The 20,324-nt window shown below is 66.5% G+C and carries 20 protein-coding genes and 1 pseudogene; 12 read left to right on the top strand and 9 right to left on the bottom strand.

The window, feature by feature from the left end; translation table 11 throughout:
• Positions 1-2 precede the first annotated feature (2 nt).
• A complete protein-coding gene (locus tag AC1DWT_RS32430; protein ID WP_477923793.1) occupies positions 3-797 on the top strand; it encodes an NADPH-dependent oxidoreductase in 795 nt (264 codons plus the stop codon).
• A gap of 12 nt (positions 798-809) precedes the next feature.
• Here AC1DWT_RS32430 and AC1DWT_RS32425 read toward each other — a convergent pair whose 3' ends face one another.
• On the bottom strand, positions 810-2,318 hold the full coding sequence (locus tag AC1DWT_RS32425) for an FAD-dependent monooxygenase (RefSeq protein ID WP_206012577.1): 1,509 nt from the start codon (positions 2,316-2,318) through the stop codon (positions 810-812).
• A gap of 148 nt (positions 2,319-2,466) precedes the next feature.
• Here AC1DWT_RS32425 and AC1DWT_RS32420 point away from each other — a divergent pair, with 148 nt between their 5' ends.
• Complete coding sequence (locus AC1DWT_RS32420; RefSeq protein WP_206012576.1) at positions 2,467-3,084, top strand: TetR/AcrR family transcriptional regulator; 618 nt, start codon at positions 2,467-2,469, stop codon at positions 3,082-3,084.
• A gap of 85 nt (positions 3,085-3,169) precedes the next feature.
• Positions 3,170-3,511 (top strand): hypothetical protein, encoded by a 342-nt coding sequence (locus AC1DWT_RS32415; RefSeq protein ID WP_477923791.1) that lies wholly within the window; start codon positions 3,170-3,172, stop codon positions 3,509-3,511.
• 124 nt (positions 3,512-3,635) lie between these two features.
• On the opposite strand, the gene AC1DWT_RS32410 is transcribed toward AC1DWT_RS32415, so the two are convergent.
• The 4 genes from AC1DWT_RS32410 to AC1DWT_RS32395 all read right to left on the bottom strand — a co-directional run bounded on the left by AC1DWT_RS32410 (position 3,636) and on the right by AC1DWT_RS32395 (position 8,074).
• On the bottom strand, positions 3,636-4,658 hold the full coding sequence (locus tag AC1DWT_RS32410) for a glutamate ABC transporter substrate-binding protein (protein ID WP_206012575.1): 1,023 nt from the start codon (positions 4,656-4,658) through the stop codon (positions 3,636-3,638).
• A complete protein-coding gene (locus AC1DWT_RS32405; protein ID WP_072941632.1) occupies positions 4,658-5,995 on the bottom strand; it encodes a hypothetical protein in 1,338 nt (445 codons plus the stop codon). The genes AC1DWT_RS32410 and AC1DWT_RS32405 overlap by 1 nt, the downstream gene beginning before the upstream one ends.
• A gap of 142 nt (positions 5,996-6,137) precedes the next feature.
• On the bottom strand, positions 6,138-7,178 hold the full coding sequence (locus AC1DWT_RS32400; protein WP_241031266.1) for an aldehyde dehydrogenase family protein: 1,041 nt from the start codon (positions 7,176-7,178) through the stop codon (positions 6,138-6,140).
• Positions 7,175-8,074, bottom strand: a complete 900-nt coding sequence (locus tag AC1DWT_RS32395) for an NAD(P)-dependent oxidoreductase (RefSeq protein ID WP_072941629.1) — start codon at positions 8,072-8,074, stop codon at positions 7,175-7,177. The genes AC1DWT_RS32400 and AC1DWT_RS32395 overlap by 4 nt, the downstream gene beginning before the upstream one ends.
• Before the next feature lie 180 nt (positions 8,075-8,254).
• Here AC1DWT_RS32395 and AC1DWT_RS32390 point away from each other — a divergent pair, with 180 nt between their 5' ends.
• Together AC1DWT_RS32390 and AC1DWT_RS32385 are read left to right on the top strand one after the other, a co-directional pair.
• On the top strand, positions 8,255-8,440 hold the full coding sequence (locus AC1DWT_RS32390) for a YbaK/EbsC family protein (RefSeq protein WP_072941627.1): 186 nt from the start codon (positions 8,255-8,257) through the stop codon (positions 8,438-8,440).
• 83 nt (positions 8,441-8,523) lie between these two features.
• Positions 8,524-9,072, top strand: a complete 549-nt coding sequence (locus AC1DWT_RS32385; RefSeq protein ID WP_206012574.1) for a hypothetical protein — start codon at positions 8,524-8,526, stop codon at positions 9,070-9,072.
• A 317-nt stretch (positions 9,073-9,389) separates the two neighbouring features.
• On the opposite strand, the gene AC1DWT_RS32380 is transcribed toward AC1DWT_RS32385, so the two are convergent.
• Complete coding sequence (locus AC1DWT_RS32380) at positions 9,390-10,085, bottom strand: chymotrypsin family serine protease (protein WP_477923789.1); 696 nt, start codon at positions 10,083-10,085, stop codon at positions 9,390-9,392.
• 1,590 nt (positions 10,086-11,675) lie between these two features.
• Here AC1DWT_RS32380 and AC1DWT_RS32375 point away from each other — a divergent pair.
• From AC1DWT_RS32375 to AC1DWT_RS32360, 4 genes are all read left to right on the top strand, one after another.
• Positions 11,676-11,816 carry a hypothetical protein gene (locus AC1DWT_RS32375; protein WP_179377668.1) on the top strand — a complete coding sequence of 47 codons (141 nt, stop codon included), beginning with the start codon at positions 11,676-11,678 and terminating at the stop codon, positions 11,814-11,816.
• Between the two features lie 99 nt (positions 11,817-11,915).
• Positions 11,916-12,188, top strand: a complete 273-nt coding sequence (locus tag AC1DWT_RS32370) for a hypothetical protein (RefSeq protein WP_206012572.1) — start codon at positions 11,916-11,918, stop codon at positions 12,186-12,188.
• 1,526 nt (positions 12,189-13,714) lie between these two features.
• Positions 13,715-14,056, top strand: coding sequence for a hypothetical protein (locus AC1DWT_RS32365; protein ID WP_206012571.1), 342 nt, complete (start codon positions 13,715-13,717; stop codon positions 14,054-14,056).
• Positions 14,049-16,079, top strand: a complete 2,031-nt coding sequence (locus AC1DWT_RS32360; protein WP_477923796.1) for an ArnT family glycosyltransferase — start codon at positions 14,049-14,051, stop codon at positions 16,077-16,079. Before AC1DWT_RS32365 ends, AC1DWT_RS32360 begins: the two co-directional genes overlap by 8 nt.
• Positions 16,080-16,233: 154 nt before the next feature.
• Here AC1DWT_RS32360 and AC1DWT_RS32355 read toward each other — a convergent pair whose 3' ends face one another.
• Together AC1DWT_RS32355 and AC1DWT_RS32350 are read right to left on the bottom strand one after the other, a co-directional pair.
• Positions 16,234-16,473 carry an MbtH family protein gene (locus AC1DWT_RS32355; protein WP_206015918.1) on the bottom strand — a complete coding sequence of 80 codons (240 nt, stop codon included), beginning with the start codon at positions 16,471-16,473 and terminating at the stop codon, positions 16,234-16,236.
• 57 nt (positions 16,474-16,530) lie between these two features.
• A pseudogene (locus AC1DWT_RS32350) lies at positions 16,531-17,070 on the bottom strand (SidA/IucD/PvdA family monooxygenase); the annotation flags it as partial.
• On the opposite strand from AC1DWT_RS32350, the gene AC1DWT_RS32345 reads away from it, so the two are divergent.
• Positions 17,011-17,403 carry a TetR/AcrR family transcriptional regulator C-terminal domain-containing protein gene (locus AC1DWT_RS32345; protein ID WP_241031648.1) on the top strand — a complete coding sequence of 131 codons (393 nt, stop codon included), beginning with the start codon at positions 17,011-17,013 and terminating at the stop codon, positions 17,401-17,403. The pseudogene AC1DWT_RS32350 and the gene AC1DWT_RS32345 sit on opposite strands and share 60 nt — an antisense overlap.
• 46 nt (positions 17,404-17,449) lie before the next feature.
• On the opposite strand, the gene AC1DWT_RS32340 is transcribed toward AC1DWT_RS32345, so the two are convergent.
• The gene (locus tag AC1DWT_RS32340; RefSeq protein ID WP_241031265.1) at positions 17,450-17,671 is read right to left on the bottom strand and encodes a hypothetical protein; all 222 of its coding nucleotides are present in this window, start codon (positions 17,669-17,671) and stop codon (positions 17,450-17,452) included.
• A gap of 319 nt (positions 17,672-17,990) precedes the next feature.
• On the opposite strand from AC1DWT_RS32340, the gene AC1DWT_RS32335 reads away from it, so the two are divergent.
• Both AC1DWT_RS32335 and dapA read left to right on the top strand, forming a co-directional pair.
• Complete coding sequence (locus AC1DWT_RS32335; RefSeq protein ID WP_095863766.1) at positions 17,991-19,385, top strand: protoporphyrinogen/coproporphyrinogen oxidase; 1,395 nt, start codon at positions 17,991-17,993, stop codon at positions 19,383-19,385.
• 45 nt (positions 19,386-19,430) lie between these two features.
• A complete protein-coding gene (gene dapA / locus AC1DWT_RS32330) occupies positions 19,431-20,324 on the top strand; it encodes a 4-hydroxy-tetrahydrodipicolinate synthase (protein WP_095863767.1) in 894 nt (297 codons plus the stop codon).

Raw genomic sequence — 20,324 nt, 5'->3', positions numbered from 1 at the left:
CACTGCAGCAGCGCTACTGGGACCCCGCCCTCACCGAACCCGCGCAGTGGAATCCGGTTCTCGAAGCCCTGCATTCGCACCGGTCGGTTCGCCGCTACCTGCCCGATCCGCTGACCGACGAGACCCTCGACGTCCTCGTCTCGGCGGCGCAGTCGGCCGCCACGTCGTCGAACCTCCAGGCGTGGAGTGTCGTCGCGGTCCGCGACCCCGACAGGAAGGCCCGCCTGGCCGCGCTCGCCGGCGATCAGGCCCACATCGTCGAGGCCCCCGTCCTGCTGGTGTGGCTCGCCGACTTCGCCCGCGTCCGACAACTCGCCGGCGACCGCGGCGCGCCGATCGAGGGAGCCGATTACCTCGAGAGCAGCTACCTCGGGTTCATCGACGCCGCCCTGGCGGCGCAGAACGCCGTGACCGCGGCGGAGTCCCTCGGCTTGGGAACGGTGTTCATCGGAGCGCTGCGCAACAAGCCCGAGGAGGTCGTCGCGGAACTCGGTCTGCCGCCCCACGTGTTCGCGGTGTTCGGGCTCGTCGTCGGACATCCGCATCCGGACGCCGACGCCCAGATCAAACCGCGCCTGCCCCGGCAGGCGGTGTTGCACCACGAGAAATACGACCTGCCCGCCCAGCGTGACCACGTCGACGCCTACGAGGGGCGGATCGCAGCCTTCTACGGCGCCCAGCAGCTCGAACATTCGTGGACTGCACGGGTTCTGGACCGACTCGCCTCGGCAGCACGGTTGAACGGGCGGGACCGGCTGAAGGAATCGCTGATCCGTCTCGGGTTCCCCTTGCGCTAGCGGCTGTCGACGCTACGAACTAGCGCCTTCGGAAATTCGATCCGCTGAATCCGACTGGGCCCGCAGGGCGTGGATTGCGTGGCGGAGTGCAGTGCCTGGTTCGGTGCCTGCCGGCCACCATCCGGCCGTCGACCCGTCCGGCCGGGCCAGGAGCGCCCCGCCGTGGGGGATGCCCATTCCGCGGGCGGTGATGGCGTCGAGGTCGTGGACGACGAGCGGTGGCCCGGGAAGAGTGGTCGCGGCGCGCTGCCAGGACGCGCTCGGGTGCGTCGTGAACAGCGTCAGCCCGGGTTCGAGCAGGTCCAGGGTGGACACCGTGTGGGCGTGGGAGGGCAGCCAGACGTGCGGGATTCGGCCGCCGAGGTCTGCAGGCAATTCCTGCGCGGCGAGCCGGGTTCCGCCGAGCGGATCGGCCGAGCGGGCCACGTTGTGCGCGGCCACCGGTCGGCGTTCGGTTTCGTAGGTGTCCAGCAGCTGCGGGCCGGTCCAACCGTGCAGCACCCAAGCGAGTTTCCACCCTAGGTCGTGGGCGCTCTGGATGGCGGTGTTCATTCCCGTGCCCCCACGTGGCGTGATCTGGTGCGCCGCGTCGCCGGTCAGGAACACGGCGCCGTCCCGCCAGCGGTCCGCGAGCTGTGCGGCGAACGTGAACGTCCCGATGCGTTCGATGCGCGGCTCCAGGTCGGCCAGTCCGCTGCCGAGCCGGATGAGGCGGGCGGCCTGCTCCTTCGTCAGACTCGACACGGACTGCCGGGCGAGGTCGTGCTCCACGCCGTACACCCATCGGTCACCGCGGCCGGCCGGTACGAAGACCCCCGCGGCTTCGGGGTGGGTGACGGCGTAGATGCAGAAGCGGCGGTCGCCGAGCAGTTCCCACAGCGGGGCGCGGAACTCGGTTCCGATGGCCTGGGACAGACGGCCCGGCCCACGCATGGCGATCCCGAGGGCAGCACGCACCGTGCTACGCGCGCCGTCCGCCGCGACGAGGAAGCGGGCGTGGACGGATCGGGTTTCGCGGCTTTCGACGTCGCGCAGTGTCACGTCGACACCGTCGGATCGGTTGTCGAGGCCGGCCACCTCGGTACCCATTTCCACTCGAGCGGAGCCGAACGACCGTAGGTGGTCCAGCAACACGGGCTCGAGGTGATCCTGCGGAACCGAGGCAGGGGCGGTCGGGCTGAGGACCGCGCTCTGTTCACGGGTCGGGAAGCTCGTCAGGTGTGCGTCACCGGTCGCGGCGAGCGTGGGACCGACCCATTGCTTCCATTCGACCTCCACCCCGCCAGCCCGGATCTCCTGTTCCAGGCCCCAGGAACGCAGCAATTCCATCGTGCGGGTACTGACCGAGGCCGCCCGCGGTAGGCCGGAGGGGGCCGGTCGCCGCTCCACCGCCAGGACCTCGATCCCGTGGCGAGCCAGGGTGATGGCCGCGGTCAGTCCCGCCGGTCCCGCACCGACCACCAGGACAGGAGTGGACGCCGGGGGACTCTGCGGGTGGGTGGGTGTGGTCGGGCTGTTCACGACGTCAGCTCCTTCGTCGGAAGGCGGGTTGTCCCGGTGCCAGGGGAGTGCACAGACACTTCCCAATTTCGCCGGACAGTATGTCTTTCGATTACAAGCGTGAACTTCACGAGACGACATGTCAAGTGAAAATGTTAGAGTGACGCCTGTGGCGACCAGGAAGTATCAGCAGCGCCTGCGTGCGGAGGCGGCCGAGGAAACACGGCGCAACATCCTCGACGCGGTCTACGAGCGGCTGCGGGAAGCGCCGGCCACACCGGTGAGTGTCGACAAAGTGGCCCGGACGGCGGGTGTCTCCCGCTCCACCGTCTACCTGGTGTTCGGTTCACGAGCCGGGCTTTTCGACGCACTCACCACCGACTTGTGGTGGAACCGGGCAGGTTTCCAGGGGGTGGTGGACGCGGTGGAGCACCCGGACGCGCGCGAGCACCTGCGCGGCGGGATCGATGCGGGAGTCCGGGTGTTCGCAGCCCACCGCGACGTCTTCCGGGCACTGTTCTCGATGGCTCAACTCGACGCGGATGCCGTCGGCGGGGCCATCGAGCGGATCGAGGAGAACAGGGCCGGGGGGATGGTCCACCTCGCCCGGCGGCTGGCCGAGCAGGACGTCCTGCGGCCGGACGTCACCGTCGACGAGGCCGCAGACCTGCTCTGGTTGCTGGCGAGCTTCGACAGCTTCGACCAGCTCTTCTCGGGGCGAAGCCTCCCCGTCGACGAGGTCGCTCGCATCCTGATCGCCACCGCCGAACGGAGCCTGTGCCGGTGAGAGGTCGGCCCGGTGCTCGACCGCATCGGCCGCTGCCGCGCCGGCGAAGCGCGGTGCGTCACGCCGGGTCGGTGGCCCTGCGGGGTTGGCGGCGCTGATGGAACCGGGCGCGCTGGAGATCCAGGAGCGTCGCGCTGTCGGCATCTACTTGCTGTTGTCGACGGGCAATCCCGGCTCGAACGGCAGTCGTATGTCGGTGAAGTTCCGCCGCTCGGCCGTCGGCGTTCTCGTCGTCGAGAAAATAGGCGGCCGCGCGATCGCACCGAATCAGCAATTGCTCGTACGCGAGGCGCGCCGGCGCTCGTTCGTCGAGTTGCGTGATTGCGACGTACTCCACGAATTGCAAAGGGATGCGCAGCAATTGATAATTCATTCGCAGAAGTGTCATCGGCACGCCGCGCAATGTTGTCACGATCGGGGATGCTAGCCCTCGTGGCCGATGTGTGTGCAGCGTTTCGCATTCACCGGGCGGTCAGCTGGGAGATTCGTCGCCGCCGAAGGGGAGCCCGGAATACGGGAAGGCCCGACCGCATCAACGTTGCCTGCCGTTGTCAATCACGGTAGGTCGGGGTGGGCGGGCCGGCCACCGGACCGAGCGGGGCGGCAAGCCAGCGGTCGTACAAACGCATCCAGGTCCCGTCGGAGCGTACGCGTTCGAGGGTGCCGTTGACTGCCCGCACGAGGTCGTCGTGGTCCATGTTCACGCCGATGCCGTACTGATCCAACTGCAGCTCGGGGCCGGTGACCTCGAGGTGCGGATCCTGCACTGCCATCCCCGCCAGGATGACGTCATCGGTGCTCGCGGCGTCGGCCTGGCGCTGTTGGAGAACGATGAGGCAATCGTCGAGGTCCCGGACGGCGACGATCGTCGCGGTGGGCACCAGCCGCTGCACGGTATCGAGCGAGGGAGTGTCGACGAGCGAGCACACTCTCCGGTTCGCCAGACTCTCCAGGTTCACCGGAGTCTCTGGTGCGTCGTCGGTGCGCACCAGCAGGCGTTGGCTCGCCCGGAAATACACGGTCGAGAACGCGATTCGTTCCGCACGTGCGCAGGTGATCGTGAAGGTGCGGGCGACGATGTCGACGTCGTTGTTCTCCAGTGCGTCGAGTCGGGCGGCCGATGTCAGGAGGCGAAATTCGATCCGGGACGGATCCCCGAGCAGATCCCGTGCGATTTCCCGTGCGATGTCGACGTCGAAACCGGACAGGGTGCCGGTCACCGGGTCGCGGAAGCTCATCAGGTTGGTGCTCTGGTCGACACCGACGATCAACCGGCCGCGCGCGCGAATCGCGGCGACCGCCCCGCCTGCGGATGCCGCGCCCGGCGGTGCGGGGCGAAGGCTGGCAAGGGCGCCGCACTCTGCTGGTGATTGCGGTTCGGGCGGGGCAGTGCCGCCGGTGGCGGCGATGGGCGTGATGATCGTCGCGCCGTTCGGGAGGGGGAGGTCACCGTAGGATTCGTTGGCCGGCGGCGAGAGCTTTTGCGGCGCGGAGCATCCCGAGAGGAGGACCGCGGCCGTGATCAACACGCCGAAGAGGTTCCGGCACGCGGTCATGAGGGGGTGGGGCCGCATCAGTGGTACTCGTTCACTCGGGGCCACACCCCGGCGCCGACGGCGAGCGCGGCGAGCACACTCAACGCGACCGCACCGTCCGCTAGGGCCGACAGGGCCCGATACGACTCGGTGGTGGCGTTCACTGCCTCTTCCCGCAACGCAGTGATCGCCTCCTGAATGTGTGTGGTGAGGTCGTCGAAGGCGGCCGCGGAGTCGTCGGCACCGGTACCCACCGCAATGCGTGCGGCGCCGTGATAATCGCCGCGGTCGAGTGCCTGCTGCTGGCGAGTGTGAGCCTGGCGCCACCGTTCGAGGTCCGCGTTCGCCGTGGCCACGGGGGTGGCGGCCGCAGATCCCGGCGGGGTCTGTGCGATCAGGTGTGCGAGCGCGGCGGTGTGCGCGGTGTAGTCGACCTCGGGCCGGCTGTCGGAACCGCGCTGCAACAGCGACAGCGTTTCGTCGGCGCGGGCCTGCTGCGCGAGGATTCCGGCGCTCGCGATCGCACTGAGCGGCTCGGTGCCCTCCACCCGTGCACGCGCGCCGGCTGTCGAGGACACCAGACCGGCCGTGCCCACCCACAGCGCGATGACTGCCACCAGCGCGGTGGCGGCGAGCAGGGCAGGGTTCAGTCGCCGGTGCGTCTTGCGCACCAGATACAGCTGTGCGAGGACGAGCAACGCCAGGACCGCGATCGTGGTCGCGAGCGCAGCCGTGGGAAGCTGTTCGGTTCGGGTCTGGGTATCGGCGACGGCACGGATCTGGTCCGAGTAGAGGGTGTGCGCCATCGGCAGCACGGTGTCCTGCATCAGCGCGGACGCGTCACCGAGGTAGGCCACCCCGATCGGGTTTCCGGCGTTGTCGTTGGCGCGGGCGGTCGAGATCAGTCCGGCGTAGACGCCGAGGTGTCGGGATATGTCCGTCAACTGCTGCACGGCGTCCCGGTTCTGCGGGTCGACTCCGGTGCCGGCGACGACCAGCGCTGCCGAGGCGTCCGCAAGCGCTTGATTGTAGGTGTGCAGCAGCGTCGTCGGATCGGCGTCGGTGGAGATGAACGAGGTGGTGGCGGCTGCATCGGCGATCGACAGTGAGCTGTACAGCGACTGCGCTGCTACCGCCAGCGGTTCGGTATGGCCGCGCAGCGTCTGGATTTGTTGTTGGCGGGCCCCAACCGAGACGGACGGCACCACCCCTGCGACCAGGGTGGCTGAAATCAACAGAGCGCCGAGGAGGGTGAGCCGGCCCGGGGTGGACATCAGCAGTTCGCGCCACGGTCGGCGAGGTGGGGCGTCCTCGGCGACCTGCGATTCGTCGAGGACGTGCCCGGCTCCGGTGGTGTCGGTCGCGCGTTGGAACACGGTGCTCCTCCAGGCCCGTCGGTCCGGGCACCACGCGCTCGCGGGCGCGGGCCGACCAGCGCTTTCAGTCTGCCTGATCGGGGTTCGCGTGGAGGCAAGTCGCCGATCGCCGGACCGGGTACGCCCGCCTGGTTCGGAAGGTTCAGATTCGCGGGCGTCGGGTCCAGCGGCGGGCTTTGAGCGCGAGGTGCAACTCGAGGCGGGTGGCGCCGTTGAGGGGGTCACCGATCGTGAAGGCGGCGAGCTTGGTCTTCAGCTTCTCGAGGAACGAGTCGAAGATGTCCTCGTGCAGGTACAGGCGCGACCTTGCGGTGCAGGACTGACCCTGCCGGGTGAACCGCATACCGGAGATGACGCCGTCGACGGTGGCGTCGTCGTCGGAGTCGGGGAACACGATCGCCGGGGACTTGCCGCCGAGTTCGAGGGTGACCGGCACGATCCGGTCCGCGGCCGCGGCGAGGATTTCCTTGCCGACCCCGGTGGAACCGGTGAAGGTCAGCTTCGCGACGTCGGGGTGCTTCGACAGCGGCACCCCGACCTTCTGGCCCGAACCGGTCAGCACGTTGAGCACGCCGGCCGGCAGGATTTCGTGCGCCCACTCGGCGAGCTGGAGCACCGCGAGCGGGGCCAGCTCGGCGGTCTTGAGGACCAGGGTGTTACCCATCGCGAGGGCCATCGCGATCTTCAACGACGACAATGTGACCGGCGCGTTCCACGGGACGATACCGCCGACCACACCGAGCGGCCCACGGACGGTGTAGCTGACCAGGTTCTCTCCGAACGGCAGGGTCTCGCCCTTCTGCTCGGAGGCGATCTGACCGTAGAAGCGGAAGATGTCCGCACCGCTGGCCGCCTCGCCGCGGGCCTGGGTGCGCAGCGCGTTACCGGTTTCCGAGGCGATGATCCGGGCCAGCTTTTCGGAGTTCTCGGCGATCGTGTCGCCGATCTTGATCAGCAGGGCGCCGCGGTCGCGGGCCGGCAACGCCTTCCACGGTCCGAACGCGGCCTTCGCCGCGGCGACAGCCCGGTCGACGTCGGCCGCACCGGAGTCCGGAATGAGGGCCAGAACCTCTCGGCGGGCGGGGTTTTCGACCTCGATCAAGTTGCCGGAGTCGGCCGGGACCCACTGGCCGCCGATGAGCTGGCTGACCTTGGTGGCGGTGGTCAGGGTGGGGGTGCTCACTTGTCATTTCCCTTCGTCTGCAGGCGGATGCCGGTGAAGTCTTCGTAGAATTCGACGACGCTGGTGAAGTCCTTGCCGCCGCGGCCGTCGCGTTGGCCGATGCTGAACAGATCACGCACCAGGCCGGTGACCGGGGTGGGGAGCTTGGCCTTGCCCGCCGCGGCGAGGAACAGGCCGAGGTCCTTGTGCATGAAGTCGAGCGCGAACCCGGTGGGGCGCTCCTCGGTGAACAGCGTCTTGGGGAAGTAGTTGCTCAGCACGTTGCTGTTTGCCGAGCTCTTCGTCAGCACCGCGACCGCGGTGTCCAGGTCGACACCGGCCGCGACGGCACTGCTCAGACCTTCACCGAGAGCGACGATGTTCGCGGCCGTGATCTGGTTGTTGGCGAGCTTGATCGCCTGACCGCTGCCCGACGGGCCGATGTGGAAGATGTTGCCCGCGTAGCTCTCGATGAGCGGGATCACCTTCTTCACCGTGGCCTCGTCGCCGCCGAGCATCACCGCGAGGGTGCCGGCCTCGGCGCCCTGCACGCCGCCGCTGACAGGAGCGTCGAGGAAGCTCGCGCCAGCGGCCTGTGCATTCTCGGCGAGGCGACGGGAGGTGTCGGGATCGATGGTGCTGTGATCGACGATGATCAGTCCCTGGTTGCCCAGTGACAGCACCTCGGTGACGACGCCCTCGACGATCGCCGGCGTGGGCAGGCTCAGGAACAGCGCCTCCGCCTTCGTCGCGGACTCCACCGGCGAGGACACCGAGCGGGCACCGAGCGCGACCGCCGCCTCCACCGCCGCAGTGTTCAGGTCGTACACCGCGACGTCGTGACCTGCCTTGACCAGGTGTGCGACCACCCGGCTACCGATGTTGCCGAGGCCGACAAAGCCAACGGTGGATGTCATCAGATGCTCCTATCGAGGGGGACTTCTCGCGATCTGCGAGGCCGTTTGTTACCGACCTCAACGCTACGAATTCGTGAGCTGGGTCACGACCGGCAAATGACGAGAGCTTTCCGCGATCTGCCCTACATTTGTAGAAACGGACCTCGAAGATGCTGTTGAACAGGCAATACGTGCATCGGGGTGCGTCGGGGCGGGGTCTCGCCGATCGGGCATCCACGGCCCCTACGGACCATCCTCGATGCCGACCTGGCCCAGCAGGATCTAGCGTGGGCCGGCGGTGCAGATCCACACACCAGGTGCTGCGCGGCCTACGCCGAACTGCTGGAACTCACGTCCGCCGCAACGGTACCCGTCAAGATCTACTGATCTCGATCGCTTGATGGCACGTGGGGAGCAAGGCCCGCGATGCGGGTCACGCGGTCTGCACACGGGCCTGACAGAATCACCACATGTCGTGGAATCAACCAACAATCACCGGATGGACCGCCCGAATCAGCAACGACCTGTCCTCGGTCACGCTGATCGATCCGTCGCATATCGCCCGCGCCACACTGCGCCCGGGACCCGGTGACGAGTTCACCGCCCACTTCTCCCGCCTCACGCGAGAATCCCTGGCCGAGCGCATTGACCGTTACGGTGCCGCGTTACGCAAGGGCGTACCAGCATCTCTGGAACTGGCCGACGGAATCACCGGGGCCGTCACCGACCAAATGGCCGGAAGGATGCGCCGCAAGTACAAAAGAGCCGAAGTCACCCTTCCCGGCCGCGCATACACACTTCGGCACACGTCCGGCCGTAAGGCGACCGCTGAGCGTGACGGAGCACTGCTCGCAGAACTCGTGCGCGGACGCGGACTCCGTTCGGTCAGCGTCACGCGCACCACCCACGCGCACACCGACCACCTTGACGAGCTGATGCTGACCCTCTTCGAGAAAGTGGTCGTCCCAGGCCGCAGCGGCGCCGTCGACGAATTCGTATCAAGTCTCAGCGGAGTCTGAGTGCCCGCGGCATGGTCGGGGCCACGCCAGTTCGATTGCGGGGCATGTGCTTTGTTTCGCGCGTCAGCGTAGATTGGGACAACAGGTCCGCGTCTGCCGCTGCGTGACAAGAACTACGGGGTCGGACAGGGTCGGGTCGCGCCGGGGCGCCCACGGGGAAGGACGGACAATGGACAATTGGTGGTTGTACTACAGCCCGTTTCCTCAACCTGTCCGAGAATGGTTGTGGCTGATTGTGCAGCAGCTCTGGTAGTCCGCTGTTCTACCCGACCTGAGTCCGCGACGTTTTCTCAGCTTCGGGGTTTCTGGGATGCGGGTTAGTTATTGGTGACGACGAAGCCCTTGCCGACAGGGTTGGGTTGGGCGTAGATGCMGTCGAGGACGGCAGCGAATTTGATGTACTCGAATGCGAAGAGCGCAGTGTCGAATCCGCGGACCATGCCCACGATCTCGGTGTTGTTCTGAAGTACGGGACCACCGGAGTCGCCACCGCCTGATTGGGCGTTGCTGTAGAACCGTGTCATGTTCTGCGAAGTGATCGACCCGCAATGAACGCCGGTACCGGCCCCGTCCTTGCAATGAGGACCGACCGGGTCGGAGGCGCCGATCCCGTCGACCCGGGCACTGGGACCATTTGATGTGAGTACCGCGTCAGCGTTGAGGCGGATGACCACCCAGTCGACGCCGGTGCCGCCGCCGGGGCTGCGGTACGCGATGTTCCCGAGGTGTTCCCGCGGTCCGGTCGGCGTGTAGCGGTAGACGGGCGCGCCGTCGGGTGCGTCGTCGACACAGTGGGCGGCGGAGATGCCGATCTTGTTGCCGATCGAGTCGGTACCGACGACGCCCATCGTGCAGAAATCGATGACGCCGGGGGGCTGTGGTATCGGGTTCAGGTCGTCGGTCCAGGGAATACCGTTGGAGACGACACCGGTGGCCGATGCCGTCGGCGTGTTGACCAGAAATGCGCCGAGGGTGACTGCGAGACACGCTAGAAACCCGTATTGCCTTCTCAATTGAGTTCTCTCTTCTTCGCGGCCTCGAGGAACTATCTCGAGGCCGCTCTTCGTGGCGGCGAGCTGGGCTCGATGTGACGATTTCTCCACGGCTGACTGCCGGGAGCCTGAAGCAGCGGGACTCTGTCTGCCGGTTGCCGTCGGCTTCAGGCTCAGCCTTCGGCAGGGCAGTCAGGGCACGGACATCGTCCTGAAGAGCGGCGAGGTCGGCTGGCCCGCATTCATCCGGTCATCGCGGACGCGGAGTTTGCCCCGGGCACCCTGGGTGAGGGAGTCGTCGACTCAGGTGTATGCCTGACGGTCCGATCGTCGAGCGCGACGATCGCGACGGTGACAGGTGGTGAAGTCGGTGCCCGTCCGACCTGGCGACAACTCGACGACGATCTACGACACGACCCTGCCCTTTCCGACGAGGGAGCATTGCTCGGTTCGGTGCTGTGGCACGACGAGCACGTGGATGGGTCGGCGGCGAGCATGGTGTGGCACTTATCGCACTGGCGGATGGTGCAGACGTCGCGTGCGACGAGGGGGGAGCAGTGGAGCTGATCGTGCATCGGGGCCTCGACTTGCAGGGTTCGGGGGTTGTTCGACTCACACACTCCTCGCGAGATGTCCATCCGACGACGGTAGAACGACCGGTAGACATACCTATTTCGTGCCCGGGGGCTGTCCGTAGGGTGGGATCCGCACGCGGTGAAGGTCGTGGATGTGACCGGCGCACACGCTTCGACATCGTGTGGAGATGTCGGCCGTGGGGCCGGTTGTCGGTGTCGGCTCTGCGCTGTGACGGCGACTGTGACTGGCGGACAGAGGGTTTCATGTACGAGTCGGAAGCGGTCTGCCGAGTTCGGGTACGCCGATGGCCGGCGTATTGTCCGGGCGGCCCCGGTTGACTGTTGTGGCGTAGCCAAGCGCAGCCCCCGCCAACGATGTATATCAGCTGGCAGGGGCGCTACACGGACAACCTGCACGTAGTAACGAGCAGCGCATCAATGATGTTGGTGAGCCGGCGCATGGAAGTCCAGGGAATGTGATCCATGCCATTGCACTATTTTCGCACCTTCCGAATTACCGACCAGTAAGTGTTATTTCACGTCCTCGTACGCCATGCATGATCCGGTTGGAGTTGCTCAGTCGCGATCGGCGCGAGCTGCGACAGGGGTGTGCGACCGGACCTGATGTGTTGTACTTCGCCACCGCAGTGGCGGCGCACTTTGGTTATCGAGCAGTTGCGTGAGAACCCCGATCGGTCGAGACGGCCGATTACTCTGTGCTACAGCATGTTTGGATGCGATCGGAGCCGATCGGCAACCCCCGCGCGATCTGCGTCGGCGACGCGAAATACTTGGGCGACAGAGTGCAGACGCCGAATGTGTGACGTAAAACACAGCTGAATCTATGGTGGAAGCCTGGTGCTCGGGGATGTTCGGTTGCAACTCTTAGCCGAGACCCAAGCCTCCATACCCAAATACGGGTATGGGTGCAGGTATTTCGGCCAATGTGCAGGTGTCGAAGTCGGTCCAAGGTAGCTGGTACGCCACGTCATCGACGTGGCAACCGAGAATATCTGCACCTGAGAGAAGAGTTGTCATGGCACCGATCGTCGAGAATCCGGGTACCAATCTGCTGAATACATTGCGGGTCAGTGTGGTTGGCACTGTTCTGTACGCCGGGCTCATCATGGGCGTGGTCGTGGTGGCGGTGTGGAAGTTCCCGATGCCCGGCGTGTAGGCCCGCCGCGGCTCATGGCCCTGGGCCGGTGGCGGCGTTACGGCCGGTGATCAACGCGCGGTGCCTGTAACGGGCCCTGGTGGTGTGGAAGGAACGACAATGTTCGGGACGAACATCGGCGCGATGGTCGGTCTACTGATGGCTGCACTGGTGGTGGTTCCCGTCTCGTTCGGTGTGGCGGCACGAGCGGACGCGAAGGTCCGCCGTCTCTCGCAGTCCCGAGCCCCCGATCCGAACCCGAGGGGACCGGTCGCGGGCGTGGACGAGCGGTGCGATCAGTGCCGGCAGCTGGCAACGCGGGCGTGGCTGATCTGCGGCGGCGCCTCGCTGGTCGCAGTAGCGGTGGTGGGTGTCCTGATCTGTGTCGGCTGAGGTCGACGACGGGTGCAGGGAGTGTGCCGGTGTGCTTTTCGCGGGTGTCAGTCGGACCGGGCTGAGCTCGGAGCGTCGAGCCCACGGCTGGAGTATCGGCGGAAGCTGAAACCATCTCGGCCGCTGTGGCATACGCGTGACGTCGCCCCGAGATTCGGTGTGCAACCCAGGTGAGTCAAAGCGGTCCGGCCGGGGCCTCGCCGGGACGTGCGGTTCGGCGATGGTGTACCTGGGCAGTTGGCCTCGCTGATATCTCCTCGGACGTTTGCCGCGTGTGAAACTGTCGACCGGATTCACGGTTTCGGCAGGACTGGCGCTCACCAATCCCTGCTGGCCAGTAGAGGTTTGGCTGGCGCAGCAGTGGCTTGTCTACCTACTCCTTCGTGTTCCGGTGCGAGGAAATGGTAGATCCGCCGCCAGCCCCCATCGCCAAAGTGTGACCCACGACACATGACTTTCTCGGGCGGGCCGTACTTACGTGCCGACGGGGTTTGGCGCCGACAACCCGCACCTTGGATTCAGTCGATGCGCGTCAATCATGTTCTGTGCGTGGGCATCAGATCGTCGAGTTTGGCGCGGTCGATGGCCGGGCGGGTAGCGGCAACGGCGATGAAGCCGGCGGCGTGGAGAGCGACGGTGAAGCTGTCCGGTCGGGGCCGGCGGTCGGTGTCGGGCGCAGGGAGGCCCGCCCGTACGACGGTGCCGTCGTACGGGCGGGTGATCCCCCTACCGCACCAGGGGGTGGTGCGGTAGGGGAGTGCAGCACCGATCCCTCAAAAGGGGGCGCATGTTGCCTGTCTGCGGCTGCGCGGGGTGTGCTGCCTGCGTGTCTGCGAGTGAAGTTGTGGTGCGGACGTTGTGTCCGGCGGCCTCCTTCTGACGGTTCGACTGTGATCCGAGTGGTCTCAATTGTGGTGTGATCTGCGAGGTTGCGCATGGGTCGTTTGGCGTATGGCGGTACCTGTTTCTGCGGTTTGAGTGCTCCGGGCGAGACTTCGTCTCCTTCTAGGTATGCGATGGTGTCGAGTTCGCGACGGAGGCGTTGATGCGGTTCGGGGAGTTTCTGGAGGAGTGTTCGGTGTTGGTGGAGAGTTTCGTGATGACGACGGGAGTGGCGGTGTAGTCGGCGCCGGTAGCGGGGCTCGGTCGACTGACGCCCGTCGAATACGAGACAGTCCATCAGACCGCACATGCGGCCTGAAACTGCACACCCCGAGGGTCAACGGCGCTGGGGACACCCCCTGGCGTCAGGTCCAGCCAGGAAAGGGCTGTGCGAAAGGAACTCCACCGGCACGCGGTCATGTGCACCGACGGGGACCCGCGCCGGGCAGGGGTGCTTCCGATGTCGCCCGCGCTGAGCGCGCGGTGTTGATCTTGCGTCAGATCTCGAGAAGCTGCGGAAGATGATGACCGGCAGCTGTGCCGTCCCGGGCCGGTAGCCCGCAACGACTCTACGGCGGCGACGAGGCACAGTGGTCCCGATTCGACCCAATGACCGTGCTCGCCGGCCATGGGCCCTACACGGGGTGTCGGGCTGGTTCGAGGACACCACCACGGCCGGACGGGGCGGCGGCCGCGGTGGTGGCGCCGAGTCTCGGCCTCCGCAGGCCGATGCGGCCGCGGACGGGTACGGCGGGCGGGACCGTGCCTCGAACCCCGACAATCAGGGCGCCGCGGAGAATCTCTGCGCCGCCGCGAGCGCGCAGGCGATCACCTGCTCGGTGCACACCGTCAGTAGCGGGCACACCTGGCAGTTCGCCGCCGGCGCGTTCTCGGAGGCGCTGCCATGGATGGCCGAACGAATCGAGCCCGAGTTGCCAGCTACTTCACAGGGTGCTGACAGTTCCCGAGCAGCTGGGCATGGGTGAATGCGGTGTGACCACGACGACGGAAGCGCCCGAACAGTCGACTGACCCCGCAGAACCCGGCCGGATCGCAGGGTGGGAACGCGCCGGTCTGATTGTGCTGCTTGTCGGGACCGCGGTGATGTACCTGTGGAACATCACCGTCAACGGGATGGGTAACCAGTTCTACGCCGCGGCTGCGCAGGCCGGTTCGAGGAACTGGGAGGCGCTGCTGTTCGGTTCGCTCGACTCGGAGAATTTCATCACCGTCGACAAGCCCCCGCTGTCGCAGTGGGTGATGGGGCTTTCCGGCCGAATGTTCGGCTTCGGTAGTGCCAGCATGATGATCCCGCAGGCGCTGATGGCGGTCGGCGCGGTGGCGTTGCTGTATGCGGCGGTCGCCCGCATCGGTGGCCGCGCAGCCGGTCTACTCGCCGGTGTCGTCCTTGCGGTGACCCCAGTGGCGGCGTTGATGTTTCGGTTCAACAATCCCGACGCGGTGATGGTGCTGCTGATGACCGCGGCGGCCTACTGCACGGTGCGTGCTCTCGACCGCGCGAGCGCGAAGTGGATCGCCCTGGCGGGTGTCGCCCTGGGGTTTGCGTTCCTGTCGAAGATGCTCGAGGGCCTGATGGTGTTGCCGGCATTGGGGCTCGCGTACCTGATCGCAGCGCCGACGCCGCTGCGTACCCGGTTGGTGCACCTGATCGGGGCGGCGACCGCCCTCATCGTCTCCTCCGGGTGGTACGTCCTGCTCACCGTGCTCTGGCCGGCGTCCGGCCGCCCCTACCTGGCTGGGTCGACGGACAATAGCTTCATGAACCTGGTGCTGGGCTACAACGGGTTCGCCCGGGTCCTCGGCCGCAACCACCCCGGTGGGCAGGGGCCCGGACCCGGCCCGGGCGCGTCCGCGTTCGCGACGGGTCAGCTGCCCGACGCCGGCACTCCCGCGGCAGGACAATCTGCCCACGGCGGATTCGGCGGGCAGACGCAGGGGCTGCCCCGGCTGTTCACCGGTGAATTCGGGTTCGAGATCGCCTGGCTGCTGCCCGCAGCACTGCTCGCCGCCGTCCTGGTGATCGTGTCCCKGTGGCGGGCACCACGCACCGATCTCGTCCGGGCGGGCGGGATCGTGTTCGGCGGCTGGTTGATCGTCGACGGGCTGGTGCTCAGCTACATGCAGGGCACCATCCACCCCTACTACAGTCTCTCGGTTGCGCCGGCGATCGCCGGCATGGTGGCCATCGGTGGACACGAGATGTGGGTCCGGCGCGGGTCGTGGCTGGGCCGGGTGGGCCTGGCCTCGCTGGTGCTCACCGCCGTGGTCTGGGGCTGGTGGATCCTGGGCCGCAACAGCAGCTGGTTTCCGCAATTGCGGTGGGCGCTACTACTGCTAGCCGTGCTCGCTGCCCTCGCGATCGTGCTGTCCCGGGCTGCGCGCCCGGTCCGGTGGCTCTCGACAGCAGCGCTCATTGCCGGTGTGGTCGCCGCGCTCGGCGGCCCCACCGCGTATGCGATCGAGACGATCGGGCAGCCGCACCTCGGGGGCGGCCCCACCGTCGGGCCCGCGGCCACGTCTCAGCCCGGCGGTCGCGGCGGCGGGATGTTCGGTGAGAACGCGGACAATCCGGAACTCGATCGCCTGCTCGCGGCTACCGGCACCACATGGTCGGCGGCGATCGACCGCTCCTCGGCCGCCGCTGCCCTCGAACTTTCTACCGGCACAGCGGTCATTGCGGTCGGCGGGTTCACCGGAAGTGACCCGGCGCCGACGCTCGGACAGTTCATCGACGACATCACCGGCCACCGGGTGACCTACTACATCGTCGAGAACCGAGGCGACGACCACCAGCCCAACACCGCACCCAATACGGCACCCGGCGCCGGCACCACCCGGCCGAGCGCCGCGGGTGCCGGCGGGATCCCGGCGAACGCCGCGGGACGGGAAAACCGGCACTCCGAGATCGCGGACTGGGTGACGGCCCACTTCCAGCCGACCACCGTGGGGTCGGCCACCGTGTACGACCTCTCGGACTACACCGGATGAGCGGTGACGAAAGTCCCGCCCCGACCGGAAGGGACCGCTGAGGCCACCGTCCACCGGCAACCGGTGGAGAGGGGCGCCGGCAGCCGCTGCATGTCGACAGCGGCCTGAGCACCATCGACCTGTACGAGGGTGAATCCGCTCTGACTGCGACAGCTCAGCGCTGGGGCACAGGCACTGCAGCGACAGTGCCCATCATCTCGCGAAGACTGCGTGGACGCATATCGGTCCAGTTCTTCTCGACGTACGCTAGGCAAGCGGGGCGACTCGCCTCGCCGAACATGACATCCCAGCCCGCCGGGATCTGCGTGACGATCGGCCACAACGAGTGCTGATCCTCGGCGTTCGCCAGAACGTAGAAGCGGCCGTCTTCATCGTCGAACGGGTTCGTGCTCATCGTGTTGCGCTCCCTGCGAACGTTGTTGCCGGAGTCACCCGGCGGGATGTTTCGGTACTGGGGGTCGACCCGTACGCTGCAGCCCTCGCCACCTCGCCCGGTGACGACTGAGTCGAGGATTTCCCCTGCGCGCACCGCGACATTGGACAACAGTGACGAGGTGATTCCGTGTGTCTTTTCGGTACCGCCTTGCAGGTAGATTCCCGCGGTCACGGTTGCGGGTGTCGCGAGTCGGTAGTTGCGGGACACGATTTGCTCGGCGGTCTGCGTCGGTGCGAGCTCACCGAGCATGGGACGTAGTGGAGCCGGCTCAAACCCGGTCGCGAGCACAAGTGCGTCGCGCTCGAGTGTGTCGGTGGCCCCGCTGATGTGGTCGCGGACCACGACGTTGATACCGGTCGTGGTGTCGACGACCGAGTCGACACTCGATGCGCGGCGCATGAACAGCCGACGGCCGCCGCTGACTCGTTCGGCGTACTCGGCGCGATAGAGCTCGTCGATGAGCTCGATGTCGACGACGGAGTAGTTGGTACTGCGATGCCGTGCAAGAAGATCGGCCCGCACCTCGGCGGGTGCGCGGTGGAGTTCGTCGACAGCGCCCGACTGATCACGTCGACGGGCGCGCGAAGTCCGAGTCTCGATAACGCGATCGAGCAGATAGCGCTTCTGGAGGATGCGGGCTTTCGCGATACGGACGCCGCGCTGGCTCTGATCGCCATCTCGCGGTACACCATCGGTTCGGCGATCGAACAGCAGACGGCGCGTGACGGGGGTGAGATCGTCGTCGCCACCGATCGAACCGACGCGGCAGCGTCTCACTTCGTCGACATCGCACGGCGAGTCGTCGCCCTCGGCCAAGACCACGAGTTCGACACCGGCCTCGCGGCCCTCCTCCGTGGATTCGACCCCACATCGGGCTCGACGCACTGAGCATCACCAGATCAGCCTGCATCGCCGCACTCCGGCTTATCGAGTGCTATCCCGGTGGGGTGTCGAGCTGTTTCCATTCGTACGCCCATTGCCGCAGTCGCTTTCGGCGCAGCAGCGTGCGTGTGGGTGTGGTGGGGACAAGGAGGGTGCCGGCGGACAGTGCCCAGACTCCGCAGGCCGAGGTCGCCGCGAGGGCTTGATGTTCGAGCCGGATGTGGGTGGCCGTTCCGAATGCGGCGGCGAACGGGATCGTCAGCAGTATCAGCACGGCGGTGACCAGGATGATGACCGTCCGCCCCCTGCATGAGCCTCCGGCGGAGCCTTCCTGACCGGACGGTCAGCTCGCCACAGTCTTCGGAATCGCCGAAATTTCCGCGATTCGGGATTGCGTGATCTGTGATCACACTTTAGTCTTAGGTGGTCCGGGTATGACGGGCATCACCATCACACCCGATATGTGCGACTCGACCCGGCCTGGCTTTCAACGGCGCTACCGCAAGCCAGGACGGGCGTCCCGAAACAAGGATTCGCCAGCAACTCGCCGATGCCTCCGGTGGGGGACGCGGCGCTAGTCAAGGAGATACGAAGTGCGAGATGTAGTTGTTGTCGGCGCGGGCCTGGCCGGACTCTCGGCCGGTTGGCGGTTGCGTCATTGGGACACCCTTGTTCTGGAGTCCGACGAGCGCGTCGGTGGCCGTATTCGCTCCGAGCGTCGCGGGTCGTACTGGCTGAACTGGGGTGGCCACGTGTTCGCCGGCCCCGGATCGTCGACCGAAGCCCTGCTCAACGAGGCCGGCGTCATGTCGGTCGACATTCCCGGGTCGCTTCAGGCGCTCTCCATGAACGGGAAGTTCCTTAAAAAGGGACACATCGCCACCTACCCCTTCCGGATCCCGATGTCCCTGTCGGCGCGGATGGCGACCATGCGTGCCGGAATGAAGATCGTTGCGGGCGTCGGAAAATACACCGGAGTGGTGCGGACGCGTGCCGGTGAGTCCGGCGCAATGCGACAGCAGCGAATCTACAACTTCGCGAACGACGAGTCGTTCCTCGATTTCGTCGGAGACCTGCCGGAGGATGCGGCCGCCCTGTTCAAGACCACCGTCACCCGGTCGGCCGGAAACATGGACCAGATCTCAGCCGGTGCAGGCATCGGATACTTCAGCTTGGTGCTCGGATTCGGACAGGGTCTGAGCCGAGGCATCGTCGGCGGACCCTCCACCCTCACCGAAGCCCTCGCCGCGTCGTTGGGCGAGCGCGTTCAGTTGGGTGCAGAGGTGCAGGAGGTCGTCCACAAGAAGGAATCGGTCGTCGTCCGCTACCGCCAGGACGGCCGTGACCACGAGGTAGAGGCGCGAACCGTCGTTCTCGCCACGACCGCGGACGTGTCCCATCGTGTCGGTGTCGATCTACCGCAGGAGCTGCGTGAAGCGCTCGCGCAGGTCAAGTACGGACCCCACGTCAGCTCGGCGTTCCTCACCGACGAGAAGACGAAGCAGCCGTGGGACGACATCTACGCCATCGCTGCCCCTAAGCGTTCCTTCGCGATTGCCCTGAACCAGGCAAGCATCGTGCGCGGCAGCGAGTCCGTACGGCAGCCGGGCGGCAGCTTCATGACGTTCTCGCCGGCAGCCCTGGGTCAGGCACTGCTCGACAAGAGCGACGAAGAGGTCGTACAGACCCACCTTGCCGATCTCGAGCAGATCCTCGGGCCCGGATTCTCCGACACGGTCGTCGAGGCCAAGGCCGCGCGATGGAAGAATGCGTCGCCCTACAGCTTCCCGGGTCGCGCGAAGCTGCAGCCCACGCTGACTCGTGGAGCGGGTCGCGTCTTCCTGGCCGGCGACTATCTCGGAACGCTCTACACGGAAACATCGATCACCTCCGGGTTCTCCGCCGCACAAGAGGTGACCAGTGTGCTCGCCACACACCGTCAGACACTTCACAGCAGCCCCGTAGCTGCACAGGCCGCCAGCGCCTGATATTCCGCACACCCAACACCCGCCAACGATCCAGGAGTCACTTTTATGTCCAAGCAACTCAGCGGTGTCCTCACTGCATTGACCACCCCGTTCGACGCCGACGAGCAGATCGACGTGAACAAGCTCGAGGTCGTGGTGGACCGCTCGATCAAGGCGGGCGTCGACGGAGTCGTCGCCGCGGGATCGACCGGTGAGGTCGGGGCGCTGTCGTCGGACGAGCGCCTGCGGCTCGTCGACACGGTCATCGAACATGCCGATGGCCGGGTGCCCGTCATCGCTCAGACCGGTGCCACGACAACTGCCGAAGCCATCCGCCTTTCCCGCGCCGCCGAGAAGTCGGGCGCAGACGTGCTCATGCTGATCACCCCGTTCTACGAGCCGCTCTCGACCGAAGAGACGGTGGCGTACATCAAGGATGTCGCTTCGTCGGTGGAACTGCCGATCATGCTGTACAACATCCCCGCGGTCACCGGTGTGAACCTGGACCCCGCCACCGTTCGCTCGCTGGCCGAAGAGGTCGACAACATCCGCTACATCAAGGACTCGAGCGCGAACTGGGAACAGGCACTGCAGCTGATCCACCACCACAGTGACGTGATCGGTACGTTCATCGGCTGGGACTCCTACATCTACAGTGCTCTGGTCGAGGGTGCTGCCGGAGTCATGGCAGGTGCCGCAAACGTGGTTCCGGACGAGATCGTCGCAGTCAACCGGCTCATCGCCGACGGCGACCTGCACGGCGCGCTCGCCAAGTGGCGTGACCTGTACCCGGTGATCGATTCGATGATCTCCGTTCCGTTCATCTCCGCCGTCAAGGCGGGACTTGCCCTGCAGGGCGAGCCGGTCGGCGCTCCCCGGCGACCCACGGCCGAGCTCCCCGCCGAGCAGGTCGAGCGAATCGGACGAGCACTGAAGAAGCTCGCTGACCGGAACGGGTAA

The organism is Rhodococcus sp. P4_B6, assembly GCF_056402215.1.
The sequence above is the reverse complement of the archived record's forward strand: the minus strand, read 5'-3'. Positions and strand labels throughout refer to the sequence as shown.

Bases quoted from the DNA above. Each gene is read 5' to 3' on its own strand.
- AC1DWT_RS32410 (WP_206012575.1), bottom strand. From the start codon at position 4,658: ATGCGGCCCCACCCCCTCATGACCGCGTGCCGGAACCTCTTCGGCGTG.
- AC1DWT_RS32395 (WP_072941629.1), bottom strand. From the start codon at position 8,074: ATGACATCCACCGTTGGCTTTGTCGGCCTCGGCAACATCGGTAGCCGG.
- AC1DWT_RS32385 (WP_206012574.1), top strand. From the start codon at position 8,524: ATGTCGTGGAATCAACCAACAATCACCGGATGGACCGCCCGAATCAGC.
- AC1DWT_RS32375 (WP_179377668.1), top strand. From the start codon at position 11,676: ATGGCACCGATCGTCGAGAATCCGGGTACCAATCTGCTGAATACATTG.
- AC1DWT_RS32370 (WP_206012572.1), top strand. From the start codon at position 11,916: ATGTTCGGGACGAACATCGGCGCGATGGTCGGTCTACTGATGGCTGCA.
- AC1DWT_RS32355 (WP_206015918.1), bottom strand. From the start codon at position 16,473: ATGAGCACGAACCCGTTCGACGATGAAGACGGCCGCTTCTACGTTCTG.
- AC1DWT_RS32345 (WP_241031648.1), top strand. From the start codon at position 17,011: ATGCCGTGCAAGAAGATCGGCCCGCACCTCGGCGGGTGCGCGGTGGAG.
- dapA (WP_095863767.1), top strand. From the start codon at position 19,431: ATGTCCAAGCAACTCAGCGGTGTCCTCACTGCATTGACCACCCCGTTC.